The organism is Acidobacteriaceae bacterium, from assembly GCA_035944135.1.
In the GTDB taxonomy this organism is placed as follows: domain Bacteria; phylum Acidobacteriota; class Terriglobia; order Terriglobales; family Acidobacteriaceae; genus Granulicella.
Map to the genome: position 1 here is coordinate 212,296 of DASZBM010000008.1, position 25,213 is coordinate 237,508.

A 25,213-nucleotide genomic window follows, 5' to 3' on the forward strand; every position below is an offset into this window, starting at 1 on the left:
TCAGGATTAGGGTGTGATGGTGATGGTGAGCGTGGCGGTCTGGGTGTTGTGGTTCACGTCGGTGGCGATGACAGGGATCTGATAGGTTCCGGGAGCGACGGTGGCGGCGGTGTACCAGGCATTGGTACAGCCGGTGGTCGTCTGAAGCGCGAGGGCCAGAAGGGCGAGGCTCAGCAGGCGCGTGAGATTTTTGCGCCGCGCCCAGCCGAGCGGAACGAACAGGAGCGCGAAGGCTGCGAATACAGCGGGGAGTGCACGGGAGCCGGGCCGGGTGGGGATATCGCTGACAGAGCCGCTGGACTTGAGCAGAGTATTGAGGCTGAGTGTTGACGAGGCTGTGCCGCCGGTGCTGAGTGTCACGGAGCCGGGGTTGATGGAAGCGGATGCGTTGGTGGGAAGGGTGCCGTAGGTGAGGGAGAGCGGGCCGGCGAAGTTGCCGACGCTCGTGAGCTTGATGGCGGCGGTCGCAGATGCGCCGCGCTGCATGGTGATGCTGCCGGGGGCGAGCGCAATGGTGAAGCCGCTGGCGAGGATGACTTCGTTCACAACGGGTGAGGTGGAGGTGACGAAGGTGTCGGTCGCTGGAGTGAAGACAGCGGTGATGGGGTGCGTGCCGACGGCGAGTGTGGATATGGTCGGCGTGGCGGTGCTCACGAGGCTGACGGATTGTGTGCCGAGCGAGGTCGCGCCGTCATAGAACGTGACAGTGCCGGTGGTAGGTTGTGCGGACGTGCCTTGTGCGGAGACGGCTGCCGTTATGTTGACGGTTTGGGTCGCGTAGGCGGGGTTTGGAGAGACGGTGAGCGTGGTTGTAGTTGGAGCGGGAGAGACGACTTCAGTGAGAGAGCCCGTGCTGGCGAGCAGATTGGATGTGCCAGCGAAGCTGGCGGTGACCGGGTAGGTGTTGGGCGTCAGTGTGTTGATCGTGTACGTCGCCGAGCCGTTTGCAGTGGTGGTGAGGGTGAAGGTTTGTCCGTTGAGGCTGAGAGTGATGGTATCGCCAGCGCCGACGGGTTTGCCGTTGGCGGCGAGCGACGCCGTGAAGGTGACAGCGGTGAGCGCGGTTGCGGGATTGTTGCTGGATGTGAGCGTCAAGGCTGTTGGAGCTGCGTTCACCGGCAGGGGAACGATGTTGCAGGAGCTCGCGGAGTAGATGGAGCTTCCGCTGTATGTGCAGGTGAGGTTGTCGGTGCCGCCAGGAAGTGTGCTGAGCGTGAGAGAGGCGGATCCGGCGGCGAGCGTCGCGGTGCCGATCGCGGAGCTGCCGTTGTAAAAGGTGACGGTGCCCGTGGGAGTGCTGGGGCCGGGCGGTGTCGCGGGGGAGACTGTAGCGTTGAGCGTGACCGGCGAGCCATAGGTGGAGGTGGATGGAGTGATCGACAGAACGGAAGTGGAGGGAAGCGTCGTCACGGTCTCCGTGCATGAGGCGGAGCTGGCGCCGAATGCGCCGGTGGGAACGAAGGTCGCGGTGAGGGTGTGGGTTCCGACGACAAGGCCGGTGTAGGTGAGGTTGGCTGCGCCGCTGAGAAGACTTTGCGTGGCGAGCGCGGCTCCGTTGTCGGTGAATGCGATGGAGCCTGTGGGCGTGCCACTAGTGGAAATGACGGTCGCGGTGAGAGCAGCCGTGTTGAAGACGGTAATGGATGCGGGAGAGCAGGTGAGACTGGTAGTGGATGGTGGACCGGTGACTGCGCCGGAATTGAGCAGGACCGTGATGGAGTTTCCGCTGAGTTCGGACGAAGCGCCACCGTTATTGGGAACCACAATGTCCGGATATCCATCGCCATTGAGATCGGTCACGATAGGAACAAGTGTTGAATAGCCGGCTGTGTAATCCATCTCCGCACCGAATGTCCGACCAGGCTGGGAGTTTACAACGGCCACATTGTCACCGAAGGCCAGGTCGACGAGGCTTGTAGCGTACGCACTACTGAATCCAAGCACGAGATCGGCGAGGCCGTCTCGGTTGAGATCAACCGCAGTGAGGTTTAGATACTCGCGGTCGAATGAACCCGCAAACACCGGAGTGGAAAATCCTCCGTTCCCATTGCCGTAGTAAACCCAGACCGCGGTGTAGTAGGTGTTGTTCCACGACCCCGTGCTGCCATAAACGGCGAGAACGGCGATGTCGGCGTTGCCGTCGCCATCGAAGTCTGCGGTGGCTGTCGCAATGGCGTTCGTTGTCGCGATTCCGGAGAGTGCGGGGATCGACAATGCTACGCCGGGTGTGAAGGTACCGTCGCCGTTGCCCTGTGCTGTGTAGAGATGGGTAAGCCCTCCATAGACTGCGTCGAGCTTTCCGTCTTTATTGAAATCTGCGAAGGACGGAAGCGGAATGTTATAGATGGCATCGTCCGGAACGGTGCTGGTCACTGATGTGAAGGAACCATCGCCGTTTGAGAGGTTGGCGATCAGTGTGGCGCCGGTCGAGTTGACGGTTGCATTCATCAGGTCAGTGCGACCGTCGCCATTGATGTCGACCGCGGCCGCGTCCCTGAGATTGTGGAAGTAGTTGTTTGAAGCGCTGGTGATCGCAATCGGCGGCTGGAACGAGCCGTCGCCATTGCCGAAGAGTAGCCAGGGGGCGCCGGTGCTATCGCTGGCGACGAGATCCTGCTTGTGGTCCCCGTTGAAATCACCATGCAGGATCCAGCCGCCTCTGAAGTTAATGCTGGAAGTGCCGTTGGACAGATTCGTTGGTGCAAGGAACGTACCATCGCCCTTTCCCAGGCTCAGGTGAATGGGCACCTCGCCAGTGCTGGCGACATCGGGAACGCCGTCGCCGTTGAAGTCAGCGACCGTAGCGGCGGTCAGTAGTTCTCCCATTTCATAGGCCGGTGCAGTTGCGAGGGTTCCATCGCTCTGGCCGTAGCTGATGTAGATGCCGTGTGCAGCAATCGATACGACGTCCGGGATACCATCGCCATTCATATCCGCGACGCGAAACTGATAGTCGGCCAGCCCGAAATCGCTGGCGAAGTAGCCGGTCGCAAAGTGCATCGGATAGGCGAAGGTGAGTCCGGTCTGTCCCAGCAGGACGGAGGTGCCATCCGCTGCGTAGGCGAGTACGTCCGGTATGCCATCGCCGTTGGCGTCGTAGACGGCTTTGGGGAATAAGAACGTCCCGAATCCATCTAATTCGTACGCCTGGTCGCCGTACTGAGTTGTGGAGATTGGGGTGGTGTTGAACGAGCCGTCTGGATTGCCGCGGAGAATGATGAGTCGGGAGCCGCCTGTTATGTCTCCGTCGCTGGAATCGACGAAGCCGCAGACGGCGTCAAGATGCCCTGAGTTTTCCATGTCGTGGAAGACGCAGTTCGCACCGTAGTTCGCGAGCGTGGAGTAGTTCGTTACCAGGCCGAATTTTCCGCCGCCGGTACCGAGCTCGACTTCGGGGCCCTGCGAGAGCAGAAGGTCAGGTATGCCGTCTGCGTTGACGTCTGCGGCGAAGACTGCACCGTTGTTGATGTCGGACTGAACGGCCGAAGCAACCGTGAAGCCACCCTTGCCGTCGCCTAGGAGGATTTCGTTCTGGCCGCCGTATCCCTGGCCCTCGATCAGGTCCGGGTAGCCGTCGCCATTGAGGTCTCCCGCCAGCATCAGCAGGGGGATAGAGTAGCTGCCGTTGTCTTGAAAGGGGACAGCAGTAACGACCGGGGTCTGAAAGGTCCCGTCGCCATTGCCGAGATATACGTCCACGTTATTCGTAAATTCGTAGGCGCTGGTGCAGGCCAGGTCCTGATGGCCATCCTTATTGAAGTCTGCGACGACGCACTCCGGAGGTCTGGTCGTGACCGGAAAGGTGATGTCGGGTGCGTTGGTGTAGTCACCGCCGGCGGTGGCCATCAGGATGTGCAGTTTGGACGGCGAGGTCGAGAAGTCGACCCAGGCAATGTCCGGGAGTCCGTCACCGTTGAAGTCGCCGATAGCCATCGTTGCGGGGTCGACGGGAGTCGGTATGCGGCGCGGGTTCTTAAAGGTTTCTGCAGAAAGACAGGACGGGCCGACGCTGAGAAGCAAGAAGGCAGCGAAGAGGGCCGAACGGAGCCTGGTGAGCTTCGAGAACATTTCGGAGCGGGGTGTTGGGGCGCTTCAGTATAGCGCGCCACGATAGAACTCCGAACCCCGAAGGTAACGCTTCGGTTCAGCCGGCGGCGAGGGAGCCTCAGCCCGCTAGATAGAACTCGGCGATTTCGAGGTCGCCCGGCTGGGTGACCTTCAGGTTGCGGGAGGTGCCGGGGACGACATAGACGGGGATGTTGGCGCGCTCGAGGAGCGAGGCCTCGTCGGTGCCGGTGAACTGGTCGGCCTGCGCTTCATCGAAGGCGCGGCGCATGAGCGGGACCCTGGCGCCCTGCGGGGTTTGGGCGTGGACGATGAGCTCGCGCGGAATGGTGGCGGTGATGAGGGCGCCGTCGGCGGTGCGCTCGACCTGCTTAATGGTGTCGATCGCCGGGGTGCCGACGATGGCGGCACCGTGCTTCTCGATACCGTCGATCACATGACCGATTGTGGCGGTGTCGATGAGTGGGCGGACGGCGTCGTGGACGAGGACGATGTCGTCGTCGCCGGTGGACGGAAGCGCGGCAAGGGCGTTAGCAACGGAGTCCTGGCGGGTGTCGCCGCCTTGAACGACGTGGACGCGGTTGGAGAGCTTGTGCTCGTCAAGCAGAGCGGAGACGCGTGGCTGCTCTGACGCGCGCACGGCGACGTATATGCCGGTGATGCGTGGGACCGCGAGGAAGGCCCGGAGAGAGTGGAGCAGGATGGGGATGCCGCCGAGCTGGATGAACTGCTTGGGAGCGCCTCCTGTTGCTGAGGCCATACGGGTACCGATCCCCGCCGCGGGGAGAATAACGAACACAGACATGGGAAGGCGAGTATACCGCTTTTGAAGTCAGGGAGTTGGGGAGTCAGGGGGGAGCATCATCTCCGTGCTTTGGGTGAAGCCGAAACGCTCATAGATCGGGCGGCCGAAGCGGGAGGCGTGAAGGGTGATGACGCGTGGCCCGCGGCTGCGGCACTCGGCGACGGCGGCCTCCAGGATCTGTTTTGCGAAGCCGCGACCGCGGGCTTCAGGAACGGTGTAGAAGTTGAGCAGATAGGCGCGGAGCGGCTCGGGGTCCATCCAGTGCGGAGGGAACTCCAGGAAGTAAATGCCGGCTGCCGTGAGGACCTTGCCGTCTTCTTCCAGGAACAGGCCGACGTAGCTGCCGTCAGCGAGGTGATTGCGGACCCACGGTTCGAAGGCTGCGTCCATCTCGCGCAGGCGTTCTTCGGTGGTGAAGTTGTTGTCAGCGAACATGAGGTGGCGATGTTCGGTGATGAGCGCGGCGTCGTTGAGTGTGGCGCGGCGAAGAGTGGGCATTCTCTGATGGTAAAACCACGTATCCGGTTGCAGAACTTGACGTTAATGGATAACGAGCGAATTGGCGGTGTCTCTGCAAATGTGAAGAGTTTGTCACCGGGGCATCTTCAGGGAGGACTTCGCGCCTCAAAAGGGTACGGGGAGTTTCCTATGCGTGTACGGGTTTTCGGTGTGCTGGCGAGTGTGGCGGCGGGTTTGATGCTGGTCGGGTCTGCAGGACAGATGCGGGCGGATACTGTGTTTTCGAACTTCGGACCATCGCAAACCTACGTGGGGAACGCATGGTGGAACGTCGGGAATTCGACATCGCCGGCTGGAACGCAAGTGGATGCTTTCTCTTTTGCGCCGAGCGAGACGGCGACGGTAACGGGTGCGGACCTGGCGTTGGCGCTGGTTCCTCCTCCGGGAACGGTTCAGACTCTGACGCCGCTGACGGTGTACATCGAGTCGAATTCCGGCGGGACTCCTGGCGCCATTCTGGCTACGCTGACGCAGAACGGAAGCTACGCCTATTACCCCACGACTACGGTGGTGAACTTCAACTGCAGCGGTAGCTGCGCGACGCTGGATGCGGGCTCGACGTATTGGCTTGTGGCCCAGCAGACGGACTCGGCGAATACGACGGGATGGCTCTATAGCTTTGGTGATACCGGCACGTGGTATTACAACGAACTGGGCAGCGCGACAGGGCCGTGGACGGCGGCAACCCAGGGAGATAATTTCTCGGCGTTTGATGTGACTGGAACTCCGACGAATTCGGTGTCGCCGGTGCCGGAGCCGGGGACTTTGGCTCTCCTTGCATTGGGCCTGGTGGGAGTGGTGGCGATAGAGCGGCGAAGAGCCTTGAAGGGCCTTACGCTCTGCGCTCGTAGTGCCCGATAGGAGCGGCTCCGTTTTACCGGAAGGCAGCGATTCGTTAGCATTCATCCTATGGGGACCATCGTGAGCCGGGACGCTCTGCGCCTCCCGCTGCCCTCACCGAAGGTGGGACAGATCGATGGTCTTCAGGCATTGCGCGCGATCGCCGTGTTCCTGGTGGCATGGACGCACTGCGGGCAGCTGTTCCTTAGTACGGGAATGAACCTGCCGCAGTTAGGCATCTTCGGCGTCGACGTCTTCTTCGTGATCAGCGGTTTCATCCTGTCGTTGCTGGTGCTGCGCGAGACGCGGCCGCCCGGCGTTCGGACGATGTGGAATTTTCTGCGGCGACGCCTGGTCAGGATCTTTCCCGTGTATCTCGTGTTCGCGCTGCTTCCGCTGGCGCATCACTTTCACCACGGGCTGGCCGAGGGGCTGACCTATGTTCCGGCTATCTTTCTTCTGCCAGGGTTGCGCTTCCCGGATCTGCCGACGCTGGCGAACTTCAGCTGGACGCTGATCTTCGAGATGTTTTTCTACCTGCTGTTTGCGGCCCTGCTGTTGGTGGCGGTGCGCCGGGCGGCGGCGATCATGGGCTGGATGCTGGTGGGTTTGGTTTGCCTCGGTGCAGTGATCGACTTCCGGCGGCCGATTCTGGCTGTGGTGATGAATCCGATCCTGTTGGAATTTGCTTTTGGAGTGTGTATCGCGATCCTGTACTCGCGTTACGGGTTGAAACGCAAGCCGCGGGTGGGCGTCGTGCTTTTCGTGCTGGGATGGACGCTCGCGTTCGTGGCGTATTCGTGGAAGACGCTGGGGATGGGGCAGTTTCAGAACGACATCCTGGCAGGCAGAGGAGTGATGCTGCGCGCGTTGACACTGGGCGTGACGGCGGGGCTGATCGTGGCAGGAACGGTGTTCTGGTCTCCGGGGATGCGGTCGTTTGCAGGCAGGGTGATGGTGCTGCTGGGAAACTCGTCGTACTCGGCCTACCTGCTGTCCGGCTACCTTTTCGAGACCGTTGGTCCAAAGATTTCGAGACGCGTGATGCTGCACGGGTACGTGGAACTGATATGTGCTGAACTGGCGGTCGCCGGTGTGCTGATGGGGCTCGGCGTTGTTTTCTATCTCCTGATCGAGAAGCCGTTGCTGCGCGTGGCGAATCGACTTCTGCCGGCCGCGAACACCCGAGAGAAGAGGCAGGCTCCCGCTCTACAACCTATGGGGGCTGCGAGGAATTAGTCGCCAGTTTCGGTTGGTAGACTGAAGATCTCGGAGGACAACTGAGGTAATGCAGACGGTCTCGGCGCGTGAAGAGCGCGCAAAAGGGTCCACGCATCACGCCACGAATGTGGCGAATGCGTGGAAGTATCTGGCTGGGTTTGTGGGCGTGTTTTTGTTGTTGTTCTTAGCCAGCAACCGTCGCGTCGTTGTTTATGACGAAGGGATTCTGCTGACCGGTGTCATGCGGGTGATGGCCGGGCAGGTGCCGCATCGAGACTTCTATTACAACTACGGTCCGGCCACGGTTTATTTGATCGCGGGACTGTTCAAGCTGTTTGGGCCGTCAGTGCTGGTTGAGAGACTGCTGGCGCTGTTTGCAGATTCGCTGCTGGTGGTGACGCTGTACGCGATGACCCGCCGGCTTTGCAAGCCGAAGGTGGCGACCGTCGCTGGGTGCTACGGATTGCTTTGGATGTTCGGGCTGGGAGCGTGGTCGCTGCTGGCGGTGGTCATGCTTTGGGCAACGTGGCTTCTGAGAAAGGTGTTCCAGAGTGATCTGCCGGCAATCCGTGCATTTGCCGCGGGCGCGCTCGTGGGTGTAGCGACGCTGCTCCGCTATGACATGGGGGCTGGCATCCTGGCGTGTCATGTTCTGACGATCGGAGTGGCGAGCTATCTGCGCCGTGACAGCCTGCGTTCGCGAGCGGTCTCGATGGCGCGGAGCCTTTGGGGATATGTTCTTGGTCTCGCGGTAGTGGTTGCACCACCGGCGTGGGCATACCTGCGCGTCGCGCCTGTTCACGATTTGTTGTTCGATATCGTGCTGTACACGGCGCACCACTACCATGCTGCCCGTGCACTGCCGTTTCCCTGGCGGCATCTGGCGCAACTGCAGGATCTCGTCGTGTATGTCCTGGTCGTCCTGATGGCGATCAGTGTGTATGTGGCAGCCCGTTATATGATCGCCTTTCGGAAACGCGAGCGTGTCCAGACGGACGTGATTCCGGAGTGGATCGCCGTGCTCATCCCCTTTTTGTTCATCGCGCTGATGGCTTATGCAAAGGGTGTTGTGCGCTTAGGGGCGGCGGGCGAAGCTCTGGCTGCCATGCCGTGCATCGTGATGACCGCGGTGTTGTACGAGCATAGAGAGATCTTCAGTGAGGGCCTGCGCAAGACGTTGAGGGTAATGATTGTGCTGCTCTGGATCTTTGCCGGTTGGGGAGCACTGCATGCGGTTTCTGGACTGCACAAGTTCAAGTCGTCGATGTTGCTGTGGATGATTGAGCCAGCGAAGATGGACCCTCAGCCGCCGTTCGACGGCTGGTGCCGCGACAGGAACCCCGTGACCCGGGGAGTCTGTTACTCGATGGATAGCGATCATATCCAGACGGTGGAGTTTTTAGAGGCGCATACAAAGCCGGGCGACACGCTATTCGTGGGTCTGCCTCAGCACGACCGGATCTTCATCAACGACAACATGACGTACTTTGCGACGCAACGGCTCCCTGCGACGAAGTGGTCGCACTTCGATCCGTTCCTCCAGAACACGGCTCCGATACAGCAGGAGATGGTTGCGGAGCTGGAGCGCAACAAGCCGCCTTACGTCGTACTGGACAGCGAGTTCGACGCGGTCCATGAGCCGAACGGGAGTTCAGTGCATACGGGCGTGCATCTGCTGGATAACTACATCGCGCAGCACTACCAGTGGGTAAAGACGTTCGGGGAGATGACGATACTGCAACGGCGAGCCGGGTAAACCGGCTCAGAACTCGCAGCAGAAGCGTGCACGCAGGTTACTGCGGAAGATCCGTGAGCGGGCGCAGGTCGTCAAGTGAGGGCCGTTCGGGCTGGGTGTGGCGCGTAACGATGACGCCGTTGGTTTCGAAGTGCGTGACGCGGTGGCCGTGATCGTGGCCGAATTTGATGGTTTTGCGCAACAGGGTTAAATGTTGCCGTGACTCCTCTTCGAAGTGGCGGCTGACGGCCCAGTCATAGTCGGCGAGCAGGACGTAAGTGGTCTCGCACCTGGGGCAGTAAAGCAGTGTTTCGAGCGTGCGATGAAACGCAGCTGGTGGAAGTGGAGCGATGGGGTCGGTTCCGGATTTGAGTGCGACGAGGATGTTGCGGGGCATCGGCGAAAGCTAGAGCATTCTCCTGAAGGTGTGGTCGAAGCGAATAGCGTTGGCGTCCAAAGAAAACGACCTCCACAGATTTCTCGCGAAACTACAGTATCAGGAGAAATGCTCTAAAACTCCCAGCGCAGGAGCGTTGCCCCCACGGTGAAGCCAGCACCGACCGAAGCGAGCAGAACGAGGTCACCCTTTTTCAAGCGGCCTTCCTGGATGGCGGTGTCCATTGCAAGCGGAATCGTGCCGGCGGTAGTGTTGCCGTAACGGTCGATGTTGAGGATGACCGACTCCATGGGCATGCCGAGGCGATGCGCTGTGGACTCGATGATGCGCTTGTTGGCTTGGTGCGGGATGAAGCAGCCGAGGTCGGCGCCGGTGACGCCGTTGCGCTCGAGGACTCTTTCGGCGGCTTCGGCCATCTTGCGCACGGCGAACTTGTAGACGGACTGGCCGTCCTGGTAGACGAAGTGCTGCCGCTTGTCGACGGTCTCATGCGAGGCGGGAAGAAGCGATCCGCCGGCGGGCATGTTCAGCGAGACAGCGCCCGAGCCGTCGATCTCGTGCCAGAAGTCGATGAGGCCGACTTCGCCTTCTTCACACGGTTCAAGGAGGACTGCGCCGGCGCCATCGCCGAACAGGATGCAGGTGGAGCGGTCGGTGTAGTCGATGATCGAGCTCATGACGTCGGCGCCGATCACGAGGACCTTTTTGTGTGCGCCGGATTCGACGAGCTTGGCGCCGACCTGGAGGGCATATGGAAATCCGGAGCAGGCGGCAGAGAGATCGAAGCCCCAGGCGCCGGTGGCTCCGAGCTTGTTCTGCACGAGGCAGGCGGCGGAGGGGAAGATCATGTCCGGCGTTACGGTGGCCATGATGATGGCCTCGACTTCGGTGGGCTCGACGCCGCGGGAGGCGAGGCAGCGCCGTGCGGCTTCAACGGCGAGGTCACTGGTGGCGACGCCTTTGTCGACAAGGTGGCGTTCGCGAATGCCGGTCCGCTCGACGATCCACTGATCGTTGGTTTCGACCATCTTTTCGAGGTCGGAGTTGGTGAGGACCCGGGGCGGAACGTATGTGCCGAGTGCGGAGATTTTGGCGCGGACGGCATGCCGGGGCTTCAGGGTGAGACTCAAAATGTAGTCCTCCAACGCGAATATGTAGCCACAGAGAATCTTATCGCGTGCGGAGGCGAGAGATCAGGCGCAGATTTTGAGGGGGAAAAGAAGTGTACCGGGTTAACCTACTGCGCCCGCGTGTGCCCGTTACCGTTGCTTCCTTCCGGACCTGGCGGGGTTGGCGGGTACGCGTCGCGTAGGACCCGGCACAGGAGTTAGTTTAGCAGGGATTAGGAAGTACGGATTAGGGCGTAGGAAAACGCTACGGCGTGGTGGGCTGAGCAGGGGCGGCGTTGGGGCGGAGCTTCATGCTCCGCGAGGTCTGGACGAGCTTCCAGATGCCGATCGCGGTGAAGATGATCGTGACCGACCAGAAGACGACAAGGATGGTGACGGCCCACCGGGCGGAGAACTCATTCCAGAGATGGAGCACGGCTTTGCCGTAATGCACGCCGAGCCAGGCGGCGAGGACGTGGCGTGCGAAGCGGCTGATGGTGAACGCAGTCATGAACTTCCTGCGGTTCATCTTGACGGCGCCGGCTACGAGCACAAAGGGCGAGAGCGGCATCGGCGGCGGAAGGATGGCGGGCAGAGCGACGGAGAGGATCGAGTGCGACTCTACCCAGTGCTGGATGGGTTTGAGGTAGCGCGGGGAGACATGTTTTTCAAGGAAGGCCATGCCTCCAACCTGACCGGCCCAGTGCGACAGAAAACCGCCCAGCGCGGAGCCAATCGTCGCGAGAAAGACCAGCAGGAAGAGATTGGCGTGGTTGGCGGCGTAGAGGATGATCAGGATGTCGGTGACGCCGGGGATGGGCAGCGGAACGAAGGAGCTGTCGACGGTGGAGATGAGCACGAGGCCTGCAAGCCCGAGGTGATAGAAGGCGTGCATCATCGTGTGGTTGGCCGAGGCGGCGAGGAAGACGGCGATCGGCTGGGGCGCGAGCTTCATGCTGGATGTAAGACGCTGCCCGAGGCGATGGAGTTCAAGGAAGTTAGGAGTGTGGAGTCAGGGAGTTAGGTGAGGAGGTTCAGCACCGGGAGCGATGGCAGGCAGCCGAGCTGGGTGGCGAGACCGCGGAAGTGCTCGATGGCGAGGAGACAATCCGGGTCGAGCGTGTAGTGGATGTTGCGCGTGAGATAGGTCCGGATGATGTCCGGTGGGACCTGGATGCGCGGCGTCCATTCGCGGACGAGGGTGTCAATGTTGGCGAGGCCGGCGTCGCGGCTGGCCGTGAGGTCCTGAGTGAGCTGCTGGGCGGAGACGCCGGCGAGCTGGAGTGCGACCGGACGGACGGCCCAAACGGCGGCGACCCAGGGAAGGCCAGTGTGGTGACGCCAGAGGGCAGCGAGGTCGAGCCAGAGGAGCGGGGTGGGGCCGAAGGTGGCGTCGATGTGCGCCTGGATCTGGTCGCGCTGCTCGCGGGCGAGGAGCGCGGGGTCGCCGATGAGGAGCGCAGCGTCGGCGGTGGCGAGCATGCCTACGGCATCGGCGCGGTGCTCGGAAAAGGTGGGGCGGGTGTTGTGGAAGTGCTCGAAGAGGATGTGCGCGTAGGCGGTGGAGCTGCGCGAGGCGTTGTCGGTGGCGATTGTGGTGACGTTGGCGAGCGCTTCCTCGACGGATAGGTTGCCGGGATTTTTGACCAGCAGCAGGATGCTGCGGACCTCCTGGAGGCTGGCGATGGTGCAGCCGGGAACGATGGCCAACTCGGGAGTGAGCTCCGCTATAGGAATGAGGCCGAGGTCGGCGGCGCCTATGTGGAGCTCGCGCGCGCAATGGGCCGGGGAGGTGTAATGCAGCTCGTAGCAGGGGCGCAGCAAGGCCGCGGTGGGTGGGTGCTGGAAGTTGAAGAGGAGGGGCGCCGGGTTGAGAAATGAGATGGCAGAGACGCGAAGGGGCACAACCAGATTTTAGTGGGATATTGGTGTGGAATCGCCGTGCGATACGATGCGAGCACGTTACGGATGTTGAGGTAATGACGCAGATGGTTGAGGCAGGGACTGGAGTTGGGTCAGGGGTGGGCGAACGGATGGGGGTACCGGCGGAGGCACGTTTGGCATGGATGGCTCTGGTGCTGACCCCCGGAATGGGCCCAACGAGGTGTACGAGGGCGGTGCAGAGGCTCGGTGGGGACGCTCAGCGGCTCTTTGGGGCGTCGCTGACGGAGTTGGAGAGCTTGGGGATGCCCGCGGCTGCGGCGCAGTTCGTCTTCGATGGCCGGGCGCGAAAGGCGGCCGCCGAGGAGATCAGCCGGTTGGCAGACGCGGGCGCGGCATTCCTGACGATGGATGACGCGGACTATCCGGGCAGGTTAATGGAGATCTTCGATCCGCCGCCGGTGCTGTGGGTGCGGGGCGATGCGTCGATTTTGAACCGCGCAGGCATTGCGGTGGTGGGCACGCGGAATCCGACGCCGTATGGCTCGGGCATGGCGGAGATGCTGAGCCGGGACCTGGCCAAGCGTGGAGTGGTGATCCAGAGCGGGATGGCGCGAGGCGTGGACACCTGCGCGCACAAGGGCGCGATTGAGGCCGGAGGCAAGACGGTCGCGGTATGGGGGACGGGAATCGACGTCATCTATCCTAAAGAAAATAAAAAACTTGCAGAGCATATCGTGGCCAGCGGCGGGGCCGTTGTGAGCGAGTTCCCGCTGGGGACCTTCCCGGCTCCGCAGAACTTTCCGATCCGCAACCGCACGCTGAGCGGCATGAGCGTTGGGGTTCTGGTGGTGGAGGCTGCGGAATACTCGGGGACGCGGATTACGGCGCGATGCGCATTGGAGCAGGGGCGGGACATCTACGCGGTGCCGGGGAATGCGACTAACAAGAATGCGTGGGGACCGAATACGCTGATCAAGCAGGGGGCGAAGCTAACTGCAACATGGGAGGACATTTGGGAGGATCTGCGCTCCCAGGACCGGATTGCTTTGGAGGAGGGGCTTGAATCCGGAGCGGGGGGAACCGCATCCTTATTTAGCGACGGCTCAAGCGGAGCAGGGCAGCCGATGAGCGAGCATGAGCGTCTTGTTTTCAGCGAGTTACGAGCAGATGAGGCGGTTCAGCTGGATGAGTTGATTGAACGGCTGGAGCCTAAGATGGTCTCGGGTGAGATCTTTACGGCGCTGTTCGAGTTAGAGCTCGCGGGGAGGGTAAAACAGATGCCCGGCAAAAATTACGTGCGCTGTTTTTAGCTGTTTTGAATCGTTTTTGAGCGGTTTTAGAGCGTTTTGAACACCTGATTTTTCCACAATTTCCAACGATTGAGAACGTCCAACGGAACGACTGCCTGTTGGGGCGGCGTTTGACTTCGCCTTGGCGGGGCGTGTTAGGGTGCATTGACGTTGGTTGATGGACGGGAGGGCAGGTGCCCCCCACTGGAGTAAGGCAACAGAATGGCAAAGAATCTTGTGATCGTAGAGTCGCCTGCGAAGGCGAAGACGATCGGGAAGTATCTCGGCAATGACTATGTGGTGGAGGCCTCGATTGGCCACATCATGGATTTGCCGAAGAACGATATTGGTGTGGAGCTGAAGCGGCGGACGTTTGAGCCGACGCTGATTGTGTCGCCGGGGAAGGAGAAGGTGGTCGACCGGCTGAAGAAGCTGGCGGCGAAGAGCGATTCTGTGTTCCTGGCGCCTGACCCGGACCGCGAAGGTGAGGCGATTGCCGCGCATTTGAGGATGCAGCTTCTGCCGGCTGTGAAGGACAAGAAGAAGATTCAGCGCGTGACCTTCAACGAGATTACGAAGAAGGCCGTGCAGCAGGCGTTTCAGCATACGCGCGATGTGGACGAGAACCTTGTCGACGCGCAGCAGACGCGACGAGTCCTGGACCGGTTGGTGGGGTATCAAATTTCACCGCTCCTGTGGGACAAGGTGAAGCGCGGACTGAGCGCGGGGCGCGTGCAGACTGTGGCGTTGCGGCTGATCGTGGAGCGCGAGCGTGCGATCAAGGATTTCCCGCAGACGGAGTACTGGAATATTGATGCGGTGCTGGCGCCGAGCGGCGGGAAGGATGGCGAGGCTAATCAATTCACCGCGCGCATGGTTGGAGTGAAGGGCACACCGGTGCGCGTGGAAGACCGCGCGGAGGAGGGGAAGTATATTGCGAATGCGCTGCCGGACAAGGCGGCGGTCGATGAGGTGATGGGGCAGTTGGAGCGCGCGACGTGGCGCGTGCGGACGGTCGAGAAGAAGGAGATGAGGCGCAAGCCGCGGCCTCCGTTTACGACGTCGCAGTTGCAGCAGCAGGCGGCGGGACGGCTGGGGTTTGGTGTGCGGCGCACGATGGGTGTGGCGCAGCGGCTGTATGAAGGCATCGATCTGGGGGCGGAAGGCACGGTGGGCCTTATCACCTACATGCGTACTGACTCGACGCGCATGAGCCCGGATGCGATTGAGGCGATCCGCGAGCATGTGAGCAAGCAGCTCGGCAAGGAGTATGTGCCGGAGAAGCCGAATGTGTACTCGTCGAAGAAGGACGCGCAGGATGCGCACGAGGCGATTCGGCCGACGAACATTGCGTGGACGCCGGAGTTTGTGCGGCGGTATGTGAGCGACGAGCAGTTCCGGTTGTATTCGCTGATCTGGGAGCGCGCAGTGACGAGCCAGATGGTCCCGGCGGTGTTCGACCAGACGACGGTGGACATTGAAGCGAAGGCCGATATTAGCTATGACTTCCGGACCACCGGAAGCGTGCTGAAGTTTGCGGGCTTCCTGTGGTACGAGGAGCAGGCGAAAAAGGCCAAGGCTGCGCGCGATGTGAAGGCTTCTGCGGATGCGGCGAGGCAGGAACAGAAGGCGCAGGATTCGCGCGCCGATGGTGACGCCGATGGGGATGGAGCGAAAGAGGACGAGGCGGAGCGCCGGTTGCCGGAGCTGAACGATGGGCAGGCGCTGACGAAGTTGAAGCTGGATTCGCAGCAGAAGTTCACGCAGCCTCCGCCACGTTTCAACGAGGCGAGTCTGGTGAAGACGCTGGAGGAGAACGGCATTGGAAGGCCGTCGACGTATGCGTCGATCATCAACACGATCCAGGAGCGGGACTACGTCAAGAAGATCAAGGCGCGGCTGGTGCCGACTGAGATCGGCATGGTGGTCACGGACCTGCTGGTGAAGAATTTTCCGTACATCTTCAAGGTGGAGTACACCGCCGGCCTCGAGAACGAGCTGGACGCGGTGGAAGAAGGAACGGAGAAGTGGACGGATCTTTTGAATGGCTTCTACGACCATCTCGAGGGCGAGCTGAAGGTTGCCAGCGAGGAGATGGCGGACGTGAAGGCCATGGAAGAGGAGACGGACCAGATCTGCGAGAAGTGCGGAGCTCCGCTGTATTTGAAGTGGGGCAAGTTCGGGAGCTTTTACTCATGTGCGAACTACACGAATGAGAAGCCGACTAGCGTGAGCGCCGCGGCGTGGAAGAAGAGCGAGCGCGACGTGCTGAAGAAGATCTCAGAGAAGTTCCACCACGCGACGCTGAAGGTGCGGGGGACGGACGCCGAGGGCACGGAGCGGGCTGTTGAAGTCACTGATTCGAAGGACCGGAAGGAGCTGGCGGCGGCGCTGCGGCTGGCGATGAAGGACTGGAAGAAGGTCTCGGTCGAGCCGGTGAGCTGCGACTACACGAAGGAGAATATTGCCGCGAAGCCGGACTTGAATGCGCCGGGAGCAGATGCCGCGGACGAGCAGGAAGAGGAGTTCTGCGATAACTGCGGCCGCCAGATGGTGCTGCGGAATGGGCCGTGGGGTCCGTTCATGGCGTGCCCGGGGTACAACGAGGACCCTCCGTGCAAGACGATCCGGAAGCTGAACCAGAAGGTGCAGCAGAAGCCGCCGGTGCAGCTGGAGGAGGCGTGCCCGAAGTGCGGCAAGCCGCTGCTGCAGCGCGAAGGGCCGTATGGCGAGTTCATCGCGTGTTCGGGCTACCCGAAGTGCAAGTACGTGAAGCAGGAGATCCTGGACGTGCCGTGCCCGAAGTGCGGCGGCGATGTTGCCGTGCGGAAGAACCGGCGCGGCGATGTGTTCTACGGATGCACGCGGTATCCGAAGTGCGACTTTACGAGCAACCAGAAGCTGGTGGCGCAGGCGTGCCCGAAGTGCAAGTCGCCGTATTTGCTGGAGGTTTCGGACAAGGAAGGCACATGGCTAGTGTGCCCGAATAACCAGGAGCGGATGCCGAAGCGGCGGTCAAAGAAGGGACCCGAGCAGTCTGCGAATGGTGTCGTTTGCACGTACGAAAAGAAGATCGGGCCGCCGAAGCCGAAGGAAGAGCCCAAGGAGCTGAAGCGGCCGGATCCGGAGAAGACACGGCCGGTGGTCGAGGCGGTGGCCTGAGGCGGCGATGGCGACCGCGGCAGACGCGGAGCAAGCTGGTGGGGGATATAGCCGGCAATGCGCAGGATGCAGGAGCTGCGTTCGTTTTTAGCTAATCAATAAAGCTATTGGTTTCTATGAAGTTCTGTAGGAATACGAAGCTGGACTTTCCATTTCCGGTACAACCGTGATAAACTGCTGTTAGACCAGCCGCATAGGCTGCGGCCACTGAGCTCTCTGGACAGGTGCGGAAGAGCCGGGCTGCTTCTATCTGACTGAAAAGACAGGAAGGCGATATGGCAAAGGCGATTTGGAACGGACAAACCCTGGCGGAGAGCGACAAGGTTGAGACCGTCGAGGGAAACATTTACTTCCCAGAGGAGAGCGTGAACCGGGCGTATCTGCGGCCGAGCTCGAGCAGCTCGACGTGCCCGTCCAAGGGACGCGCGCGGTACTATACGGTGCTCGTGGACGGCCAGGAGAATCTGGACGCGGCGTGGTACTACCCTGACCCGAAGCCGGCTGCGAAGTCAGTGAAGCACCATGTGGCGTTCTGGCGCGGAGTTGAGATCGTTACGACCTAACGTCCTGAACACAATTCAGTTAGGTGAGCCCCTGCCAGAGCGCAGGGGCTTTCTGCGTCAGGGATTGTGTTTTCAGCGGGTTAGCGAGAGGACGATCTTGCCGAAGTGGCTGCCGTTCTGCATGTGCTCGAAGGCGGCGCGGGCTTCTGAGAGCGGGAAGACGCGGTCGATGACGGGCTTGAGGTGGTTGGCGGAGATGGCGGCGTTCATGCGCTGGAACATGGCCCTGCTGCCGACGTAGATGCCGTTGATGTGAACGGATTTGGTGAGGATGGAGCGGACGTCGATACCTGAGCCGGCGTCGGGGTTGCTGCCGGAGAGGACGCCGATGACGTGGACGTGGCCGGAGGGTCGGACGGCGCTGAGGGATCTGGCGATCGTGCCCTGGCCGCCGACTTCGACGACGTGGTCGACGCCGGTGTTGGCGGTGAGGTCTTTGGCGGCTTTGTCCCAGTCGGGTGTGGACTTGTAGTTGATGGTGCGGTGAGCGCCGAGGCGGCAGCCACGGTCGAGCTTCTGGTCGGAGGAACTGGTGAGGATCACGGTGGCGCCGTGCATGCGGGCGATCTGAAGGGCGAAGAGGGAGACGCCGCCGGTGCCCTGGACGAGGACGGTCTGGCCGGCGCGGAGGTGGCCCTGTTCGACGAGGGCGTTCCAGGCGGTGAGGGCGGCGCAGGGGAGGGTGGCGGCCTCTTCGAAGCTGAGGTGTGCGGGCGCGAGGATAAGGCCGGTTTCGGGGAGGACGCGCTCGGTGGCGAAGACGCCGTCGATGGCGCCGCCGAGGGCGGACTTGCCGGTGAGCGGCTGGATTTCGCCGTCGAGCCAATCCTGGAAGAAGAGGCTGCAGACGTGGTCGCCGGGCTTGAAAAGGGTGACGGCGGGGCCGACGGCGACGACCTCGCCCGCGGCGTCGGAGCCGAGGATGCGCGGGAGGGCCATTTTGGGGTTGTACTGGCCGAGGGCGACCATGAGGTCGCGGTAGTTGAGCGAGGCGGCGTGGAGGTGCACGTGGACGTCGGTGGGGCCGAGCGCCGGGAGTGGGGCAGCCTCGAGTGCGAGGTGTTCGAGGCCGAAGGCGTTCAGGCGAAGAGCAGTGGGCATGGCGGTTGGATGAGGTTGGGGTGCGGGTGGTCGCGGCGGATCAGGCGCGTTGCGCGGCGATGAAGAGGTAGTCCATGGGCTGGGTGTGTTTGAAGCCCTGCTGCCGGAGGAGCGTGGCGAGCTGCGCGTAGTGGCGAATGCTGTGGAGGGTGAGGTGCAGGAGGATGGTCTCGCGAGAGGCGCGAAGGCGGCCGAGAGTGAGGGTGTCAAAGGTGATCTCGGTGGACCAGTCGTAGGAGGGGTTCGCGAGGAGGGTGCGCACCAAATCGAAGGCGAGCGTGTGCGCGGTGAGGAGCGTGTCGATGGAGTCTTTGGGGATTTCGTCGTAGGAAGATTCGGGGAGGCCGGCGAGGCGCTGGGCGTAGCGGAGCTCGACGGCGACAATGTGCTGCAGCGTGTCAGCGACGGTCTTGCTGTTGCGGATGTCGCAGGGCAGAAGGAGCTGCAGGGGATTGGCGTGGAAGAAGTCGCGCCAGTGCTGCGTAGTGGCGTCATTCCAGGCGAGGAGATTTTCGACGGAGATGGAGAGAGGCATCGCGCGCTCCGCGGGAGACAGTCAGGCTCCAGAAGAATACCCCACTCATGACGACGATAAGGCTGTCGTCATGAATGGGGCACCCGGTTTTCTTGAGGGCGCTTTGAGGTTTACGCTTTGACGACGGTGCCGTTTTCGACCTTGACGGGGTCGAGGAAGGGCATGGATTTGCGGAGCTCGGCGCCAACCTTCTCGACGGGGTGGTTGCGCTCCTGCTCGCGGAACTTCTCGAACTGCTTGCGGCCGGTGTTCTGGTCTTCGATGAAGCGTTTCGCGAAGCTGCCGTCCTGAATGTCCTTGAGGAGACCGCGCATGGCGTCCTTGACGGCGGGCGTGACGATGCGCGGGCCGGCGATGTAGTCGCCCCACTCGGCGGTGTCGGAGATGGAGTAACGCATGTACTCGAGTCCGCCGCGATACATGAGATCGACGATGAGCTTGAGCTCGTGGAGGACCTCGAAATAGGCGAGTTCGGGCTGGTAGCCGGCTTCGGTGAGGACCTCGAACCCTGCTTTTACGAGTGCGGCGGTGCCACCGCAGAGGACGGCCTGCTCGCCGAAGAGGTCGGTCTCGGTCTCTTCGGTGAAGGTGGTTTCGAGCACTCCTCCGCGTGTTCCGCCGATGCCCTTGGCATAGGAAAGCGCGTTGGCAAGAGCTTTGCCGGAGGCATCCTGCTCGACAGCGACGAGCGCGGGAACGCCGCCACCTTCGGTGAAGACCTCGCGCACGCGATGGCCGGGGCCTTTCGGAGCGACGAGCGAGACGTCGAGATCTGTCGGGGGAGTGATGGTGCGGAAGCGGATGTTGAAGCCGTGCGCGAACATCAGGGTCTTGGGCTGGCCGTCGGAGCCTTTGATTTGCAGGCCGGCTTCGATCTCCTTGTAGACCTTCGCGGCGGTCTGGTCGGGGACGAGGAGCATGACGACGTCAGCCCACTTGGCAGCTTCGGCGGGCGAGGTGACTTCGAGGCCGGCGAGCTCGGCCTTCTTGGCGTTCGCGGAGCCGGGGCGCAGGCCGACTTTGACGTGCACGCCGGAGTCCTTGAGGTTGAGCGCATGCGCGTGGCCCTGCGAGCCGTAGCCGATGATGGCGACCTTCTTGGCCTGGATGAGAGAGAGGTCAGCGTCTTGATCGTGGTAGGTCTTTGCCATGTTGTTGCTTCCTTTTTTGTGGAGTACTTGGTGATGAACTTTGCGCGAGCGATTCAGGTCTGCTGGTAAAGCCGATAGTGCTCGTCAGTGATGGAGGTGAAGGGCAGGAAGTTGATGCTGCCGCTATCGGTCGCGACGGTGTGCTGGTTTGAGCTGGGCGATGTTTGCTTCGCGCTGAGAAGCTGCTGGCGAGTGACTTTGTCAGAGGCCGGCAGAACAGCGAACAGCGCAACTGGACCTCGCATCAGCGCGACGAGATTCGAGTGGTTGGGATCGAGCGGAACGGGCCGCAGCGGCATGTCGAGTGTGAGCTCGATGCGATCGTTGTTGCGCCACTCGCGGTCCATGACCAGCCATGTGCCGGGATGTGCAGCGAGGCCGGGCGCCGTGCGACCGTTGACCAGAGCGTGCGTTGCGGGGCCGGCCCATGCAGGGGTGCGGAGAGCGATGGGGAAGCTGCGAGTGCGGTCGGTGTTGAGCGCGAGAGTTACTTCGCCGTTGCTGGGATAGCTGGTGGTTTGTGTGAGGGTGACGTTCGCGCCGGCTTGCTTCCACGAGACGCGCGAAGGGTGATAAAGGTTCACGGCGAGGCCGCGTGGCGTGGCGAAGTAGGAGCTGATGCCGTAGTCGGCGGTGACCTGCGGGAAGGTGCCCGAGCAGCAGGGCCACTTGTCGTTATGAAAGAACTTGTGTGCGTCGTTGTTGTAGTCGGAGTAGTAGAAGCTGGTGCCGTCGGGCTGGATGGGACGCGCGCCGAGGATGGTGTTGTACAGCACGGTCTCCATGCTGTCGCCGTAGGCCGGATCGCCGGTGGCGCAGATGAGATAGCGTGTGATCTTGAAGTGGCCGTAGGATCCGCACGGTGTCTCGAAGCTGGCGTGCGTGGTGTGGAGTGAGTCGGCGAGACCGTTGGACGTAGGATCCTGGAAGGTTTCATTCGGTCCCCAGCCGCCGGTGGCGAAACTTTGATCCTGCACGAAGCGAAAGCCATTGCGCGCGGCATCGAAGTGCATTGTGCTGCCGTCGACGAGATATGCCTGCATGGCGGAGTTGAGCGCGTTCACGTGCGAGTAGGCATGCTCGCCGATGAGCGCGTTGTGATTTTGTGAGAGCGGTGTGAAGTAGGCGCTGTCCTGCAAGAAGCGCTGCGCGAGCTGGCGATAGCGCGGGTTGTTGCTGCGAAGGTATGCGAGATAGAAGTTTTCGGGCAGCGTGTAGGGTTCGTCCCAGGTGTAGGCGATGTTCGGGTGCGGGCGCGCGGCCATCTCGCGGCGTGTGAGCGCGTGGTCCGGCAGGTAAGGAAGCACGGCGTCGGTTGCATGGCCGAGGACGTCGAGTGCGATGGGATCCTGCGCGAACTGATGTGCGTCGATGAGGCCGCACATGGATTTATCGAAGGTGTAACAGGGGAGGCAGTAGTTGGCGTAGAACTTCGGCGAGACGGTTGCGGCGAAACCGGTGAGCAGTGCGTGGACTTTTTGTTGCGTGGCTTTGTCGCCTGTTGCGGCGTACATGCGTGACAGCGCAGAGACCCATTGGCCGAAGGTGTGGCCGGGCACATAGCCAGTGAAATTTTTGGGTGGGTCGAAATCAGGGGATGGAGAGTACCAGCCGCCCATGTCTTCGCCGGGCGCGGGCATGCCGGTGAGCTGGCGAAAGGGTTTGAGCAGGCGGTCGTTATCGAGCGCGAGGAAAAAAGCGTGGTTGTAATCGAATTGCGTGCGTAAGGGTGAGTCGAGGAGGGCGACCTGCGAGTAGTCGAGCTGGCGCAAAGGCGACGCGGGATCAGGCGCGAGCGCATGGAGTGTGCTCGGCGAGAGTGCTGCGGCAGAGGCGGCGGTGCTCGTCTTGAGGAACTCGCGGCGGTTCATGGCTTCAGTGTCCTAGTCCTCGAATTCAGTGGGGAGGATCTCATTGCGTGAGAGAACGTCGGGGTCGGCGGCGGCGTTCTGTGGTTCGTCGGCTTTGCTGCCAAGGGCTTTGAGGACGCGGCCGGTGTGGTGGCCGCGGCGCATGGCCATGCGGCCGGTGCGTGAGACCTCGAGGACCTCGTAGCCGGTTTCGCGAAGGACCTGCAGGAGGCCTTCGATCTTGGAGGCGGAGCCGGTCATCTCGAGCATGATGGATTCGGGTGCGAGGTCGACGACGCGCGCGCGAAAGACGTTGGCGAGCTCGAAGATCTGCGAGCGTGAGTGGACGCCGTGCGGCTGGTTGGGGCCGGCGGCAACCTTGATGAGGCAGAGCTCGCGGACGACGGCTTCGGCGCGGTTGACCTCGTCGACGTCGATGGTGGTCTCGAGCTTGTAGAGCGAGGCGCGGATGCGATGCGCGGCGTGCTCGTGGGCCTCGCAGACGATGGTCATGCGCGAGGTGTCGGGGCGCTCGGATTCGCCGACGGTGAGCGAGACGATGTTGATGTTCAACCGGCGGAAGAGCGAGGCGACGCGGGTGAGCGTGCCGGGCTTGTCTTGAACGATGGCGACGAAGGTGTGGAGCATGGAGGTCTCAGTGAATAGTGAGTAGTGAACAGTGAATAAAGCTAAGACGTGGGTGGAGCGTCGGGATTCCAGAGTTCGGTTTGTTTGTCGTCGGCGTGGAGCAGGACGGCGTCGTCGCGGTTCTTGTTGGAGAAGCTGCCGAGGGTGTAGTCGCCGGCGGCGTGATAGCTGGGGCCGCAGGGGAGTTTGCCGGTGGTGTATTTTTCGCTCGCGCATTTTGCGCCGCGGTAGACGTGGAACCAGATCATGGGGTCGCGCTTGTCGACGAATTGTTGAGAGATGTGGAGTTTGTCGAAGGTGTGGGCGCGGGCTGCGTCGTGGAGCTGCCAGAGGATGGCGGCGATCTGGTCGTCAGTGGCGTTAGCGTCGGTGACGAGGGTGATGGAGTTGTCGGTGGTGTGGAAGACGCGGAAGGGTGGCGGGGTGATGGTGGGGCGTGGGGAATAGGCGGGTTTCGCGATGACGGGTGATGAAGGTGCGGGAGTGGGCGCGGGCGCGGATTTGCAGCCCGTCGCAATGATGACCATCAAACCTGTAGCCGCAAAAGTAAGGCGCATTACTCGTCCTCCGCGGTTTCGAGGAGCGGGTCTTTTTGTGGGCGGCGGACCATCTCGTGGAGGGCGGCGCCGGGCGTGATCATGGGGTAGACGCCGTCTTCTTTTTCAACGGCGAAGTTGATGAGGAAGGGTTTGCCGCTAGTGCGTGCGCGCGTAGCTGTGGGTGTGACCTCGGCACGCTTGGTGACGTTGGCGGCGTCGATGCCGTGCGCGGCGGCGAGCATGACGAAGTCCGGCGAGAGGATGGGCGAGGCGGAGTAGTTCTTCTCGTAGAAGGTCTCCTGCCACTGGCGCACCATGCCGAGGAAGCCGTTGTTGATGACGGCGATGTTGATGGCGAGTTTTTCCTGCACGATGGTGGAGAGCTCGGCTGCGGTCATCTGGAAGCCGCCGTCGCCGGCGATGACCCAGACGTCTTTTTCAGGGCAGGCGAACTTTGCGCCGATGGCGGCAGGTAAAGCGAAGCCCATGGTGCCGAGGCCGCCGGAGGTGACGAGCGAGCGCGGGGACTCGTGCTTGAAGTATTGCGCTTCCCACATCTGGTGTTGGCCGACGTCGGTGACGATGATGGTGTTTTCTAATCTTCCTGCTTCACGTGCTTCCTTCCAGATGTCGTGGATGACGTGCGCGGCGTAGAGGTGGCCGTTGTCGGGGAGATTGATGATGTCGCGGACGGCGGCGGTGCCTTTGGACTTGTTGATCTCCTGCAGCCATGCGCGAGAAGCAGATCCCTCCGCTTCGCTGCGGGATGACAACAGGGGGAGGAGAAGTTGCAGCACTTCTTTGAGGTCGCCGATGAGGGCGACGTCGGCGCGGACGTTCTTATTGATCTCGGAGGGATCGATCTCGACGTGAATCTTCTTCGCGTTGGGAGCGTAGCTGGCGAGGTTGCCGGTGACGCGGTCGTCGAAGCGCATGCCGAAGGCGAGGAGGAGATCGGACTGCTGGATGGCGTTGTTGACCCACGATTCGCCGTGCATGCCCATCATGCCGAGCGAGAGTGGATGGCCGGCGGGGATGGCGCCCAAGCCGAGCAGGGTCGAAGCGATGGGGATCTGCAGCGCTTCTGCGAAGGCAAGTACTTCGCGCTCCGCGCCGGATTCGACGATGCCGTGGCCGGCGAGGATGACTGGTTTTTTGGAGTGCTGGATTAGATCGATGGCTTCGCGGATTGCGCAAGATTCGGCGCGCAGCATCGGATGTGGGCGATAGGGCGCAGGCTTGGCGGCGTCGAAGTCGAAGATAGCGGAGGCCTGTTGTGCGTCCTTGGTGATGTCGATGAGCACGGGGCCGGGACGTCCGGAGGTGGCGATCTGAAAGGCCTGGCGGACGGCGGGAGCGATGTCTTCGGCGCGGGTGACGAGGAAATTGTGCTTGGTGATCGGCAGCGTGATGCCGGTGATGTCGATCTCCTGGAAGGCGTCGCTGCCGAGAACTTTGGACGAGACCTGGCCGGTGATGGCGACGATGGGGATGCTGTCGAGCATCGCGGTGGCGAGGCCGGTGACGAGGTTCGTCGCGCCGGGGCCGGAGGTGGCCATGCAGACGCCGGGTCGGCCAGAGGCGCGCGCGTAGCCGTCAGCCATATGCGCAGCGCCCTGCTCGTGGCGCACCAGAACGTGGTGGATGGTGGGGAACTTGCGCAACGCGTCATAGACGGGGAGGATGGCTCCGCCGGGATAGCCAAAGACGGTGGTGGTGCCTTCGCCCGCGAGCGTGGCCCAGAGGATCTCGGAGCCGGTGAGCGTGGGGTGTTGATTCTTGCTGGCCATACGGTGGTCT

The 25,213-nt window shown here is 62.0% G+C and carries 20 protein-coding genes and 1 other RNA gene; 6 read left to right on the top strand and 15 right to left on the bottom strand.

Annotated elements, in window-relative coordinates:
• Positions 1 to 6 precede the first annotated feature (6 nt).
• The 3 genes from VGU25_13490 to VGU25_13500 all read right to left on the bottom strand — a co-directional run bounded on the left by VGU25_13490 (position 7) and on the right by VGU25_13500 (position 5,368).
• Complete coding sequence (locus tag VGU25_13490) at positions 7 to 3,933, bottom strand: FG-GAP-like repeat-containing protein (GenBank protein ID HEV2578216.1); 3,927 nt, start codon at positions 3,931 to 3,933, stop codon at positions 7 to 9.
• 232 nt (positions 3,934 to 4,165) lie between these two features.
• The gene (ispD, locus tag VGU25_13495; GenBank protein ID HEV2578217.1) at positions 4,166 to 4,870 is read right to left on the bottom strand and encodes a 2-C-methyl-D-erythritol 4-phosphate cytidylyltransferase; all 705 of its coding nucleotides are present in this window, start codon (positions 4,868 to 4,870) and stop codon (positions 4,166 to 4,168) included.
• A 27-nt stretch (positions 4,871 to 4,897) separates the two neighbouring features.
• Positions 4,898 to 5,368, bottom strand: a complete 471-nt coding sequence (locus VGU25_13500; GenBank protein ID HEV2578218.1) for a GNAT family N-acetyltransferase — start codon at positions 5,366 to 5,368, stop codon at positions 4,898 to 4,900.
• Between the two features lie 150 nt (positions 5,369 to 5,518).
• On the opposite strand from VGU25_13500, the gene VGU25_13505 reads away from it, so the two are divergent.
• The 3 genes from VGU25_13505 (at position 5,519) to VGU25_13515 (ending at position 9,206) form a co-directional block, all read left to right on the top strand.
• A complete protein-coding gene (locus tag VGU25_13505; GenBank protein ID HEV2578219.1) occupies positions 5,519 to 6,250 on the top strand; it encodes a choice-of-anchor R domain-containing protein in 732 nt (243 codons plus the stop codon).
• Positions 6,251 to 6,352: 102 nt separating this feature from the next.
• The gene (locus tag VGU25_13510) at positions 6,353 to 7,468 is read left to right on the top strand and encodes an acyltransferase (GenBank protein HEV2578220.1); all 1,116 of its coding nucleotides are present in this window, start codon (positions 6,353 to 6,355) and stop codon (positions 7,466 to 7,468) included.
• 49 nt (positions 7,469 to 7,517) lie between these two features.
• Positions 7,518 to 9,206, top strand: a complete 1,689-nt coding sequence (locus tag VGU25_13515; GenBank protein ID HEV2578221.1) for a hypothetical protein — start codon at positions 7,518 to 7,520, stop codon at positions 9,204 to 9,206.
• Between the two features lie 37 nt (positions 9,207 to 9,243).
• On the opposite strand, the gene VGU25_13520 is transcribed toward VGU25_13515, so the two are convergent.
• The 5 genes from VGU25_13520 to VGU25_13540 all read right to left on the bottom strand — a co-directional run bounded on the left by VGU25_13520 (position 9,244) and on the right by VGU25_13540 (position 12,596).
• Positions 9,244 to 9,582 (bottom strand): hypothetical protein, encoded by a 339-nt coding sequence (locus VGU25_13520; protein HEV2578222.1) that lies wholly within the window; start codon positions 9,580 to 9,582, stop codon positions 9,244 to 9,246.
• 113 nt (positions 9,583 to 9,695) lie between these two features.
• The gene (locus VGU25_13525; GenBank protein ID HEV2578223.1) at positions 9,696 to 10,712 is read right to left on the bottom strand and encodes a beta-ketoacyl-ACP synthase III; all 1,017 of its coding nucleotides are present in this window, start codon (positions 10,710 to 10,712) and stop codon (positions 9,696 to 9,698) included.
• Between the two features lie 92 nt (positions 10,713 to 10,804).
• An RNA gene (gene ffs / locus VGU25_13530) (signal recognition particle sRNA small type) lies at positions 10,805 to 10,903 on the bottom strand.
• Between the two features lie 53 nt (positions 10,904 to 10,956).
• Positions 10,957 to 11,646, bottom strand: a complete 690-nt coding sequence (locus VGU25_13535; protein HEV2578224.1) for a VTT domain-containing protein — start codon at positions 11,644 to 11,646, stop codon at positions 10,957 to 10,959.
• Positions 11,647 to 11,711: 65 nt separating this feature from the next.
• A complete protein-coding gene (locus VGU25_13540; protein HEV2578225.1) occupies positions 11,712 to 12,596 on the bottom strand; it encodes a menaquinone biosynthesis protein in 885 nt (294 codons plus the stop codon).
• Positions 12,597 to 12,877: 281 nt separating this feature from the next.
• On the opposite strand from VGU25_13540, the gene dprA reads away from it, so the two are divergent.
• From dprA to VGU25_13555, 3 genes are all read left to right on the top strand, one after another.
• Positions 12,878 to 13,885, top strand: coding sequence for a DNA-processing protein DprA (gene dprA, locus VGU25_13545; GenBank protein ID HEV2578226.1), 1,008 nt, complete (start codon positions 12,878 to 12,880; stop codon positions 13,883 to 13,885).
• A 201-nt stretch (positions 13,886 to 14,086) separates the two neighbouring features.
• Positions 14,087 to 17,026 carry a type I DNA topoisomerase gene (gene topA / locus VGU25_13550; protein ID HEV2578227.1) on the top strand — a complete coding sequence of 980 codons (2,940 nt, stop codon included), beginning with the start codon at positions 14,087 to 14,089 and terminating at the stop codon, positions 17,024 to 17,026.
• 275 nt (positions 17,027 to 17,301) lie between these two features.
• Entirely contained in the window at positions 17,302 to 17,589 is a 288-nt protein-coding gene (locus VGU25_13555; GenBank protein ID HEV2578228.1) for a DUF427 domain-containing protein, read from the top strand.
• A 72-nt stretch (positions 17,590 to 17,661) separates the two neighbouring features.
• Here VGU25_13555 and VGU25_13560 read toward each other — a convergent pair whose 3' ends face one another.
• The 7 genes from VGU25_13560 to ilvB form a co-directional block, all read right to left on the bottom strand.
• On the bottom strand, positions 17,662 to 18,690 hold the full coding sequence (locus tag VGU25_13560) for an NAD(P)-dependent alcohol dehydrogenase (GenBank protein ID HEV2578229.1): 1,029 nt from the start codon (positions 18,688 to 18,690) through the stop codon (positions 17,662 to 17,664).
• Positions 18,691 to 18,730: 40 nt separating this feature from the next.
• Positions 18,731 to 19,225: a DinB family protein gene (locus VGU25_13565; GenBank protein ID HEV2578230.1), complete on the bottom strand. Its 495-nt coding sequence runs from the start codon at positions 19,223 to 19,225 to the stop codon at positions 18,731 to 18,733.
• 110 nt (positions 19,226 to 19,335) lie between these two features.
• Positions 19,336 to 20,376 (bottom strand): ketol-acid reductoisomerase, encoded by a 1,041-nt coding sequence (gene ilvC / locus VGU25_13570; GenBank protein ID HEV2578231.1) that lies wholly within the window; start codon positions 20,374 to 20,376, stop codon positions 19,336 to 19,338.
• 53 nt (positions 20,377 to 20,429) lie between these two features.
• Positions 20,430 to 22,247, bottom strand: a complete 1,818-nt coding sequence (locus VGU25_13575) for a beta-L-arabinofuranosidase domain-containing protein (GenBank protein HEV2578232.1) — start codon at positions 22,245 to 22,247, stop codon at positions 20,430 to 20,432.
• Between the two features lie 12 nt (positions 22,248 to 22,259).
• Complete coding sequence (gene ilvN, locus VGU25_13580; GenBank protein ID HEV2578233.1) at positions 22,260 to 22,874, bottom strand: acetolactate synthase small subunit; 615 nt, start codon at positions 22,872 to 22,874, stop codon at positions 22,260 to 22,262.
• A gap of 41 nt (positions 22,875 to 22,915) precedes the next feature.
• Complete coding sequence (locus VGU25_13585) at positions 22,916 to 23,431, bottom strand: hypothetical protein (GenBank protein HEV2578234.1); 516 nt, start codon at positions 23,429 to 23,431, stop codon at positions 22,916 to 22,918.
• Positions 23,431 to 25,203, bottom strand: a complete 1,773-nt coding sequence (gene ilvB, locus VGU25_13590; GenBank protein HEV2578235.1) for a biosynthetic-type acetolactate synthase large subunit — start codon at positions 25,201 to 25,203, stop codon at positions 23,431 to 23,433. The genes VGU25_13585 and ilvB overlap by 1 nt, the downstream gene beginning before the upstream one ends.
• Between the last annotated feature and the right edge of the window lie 10 nt (positions 25,204 to 25,213).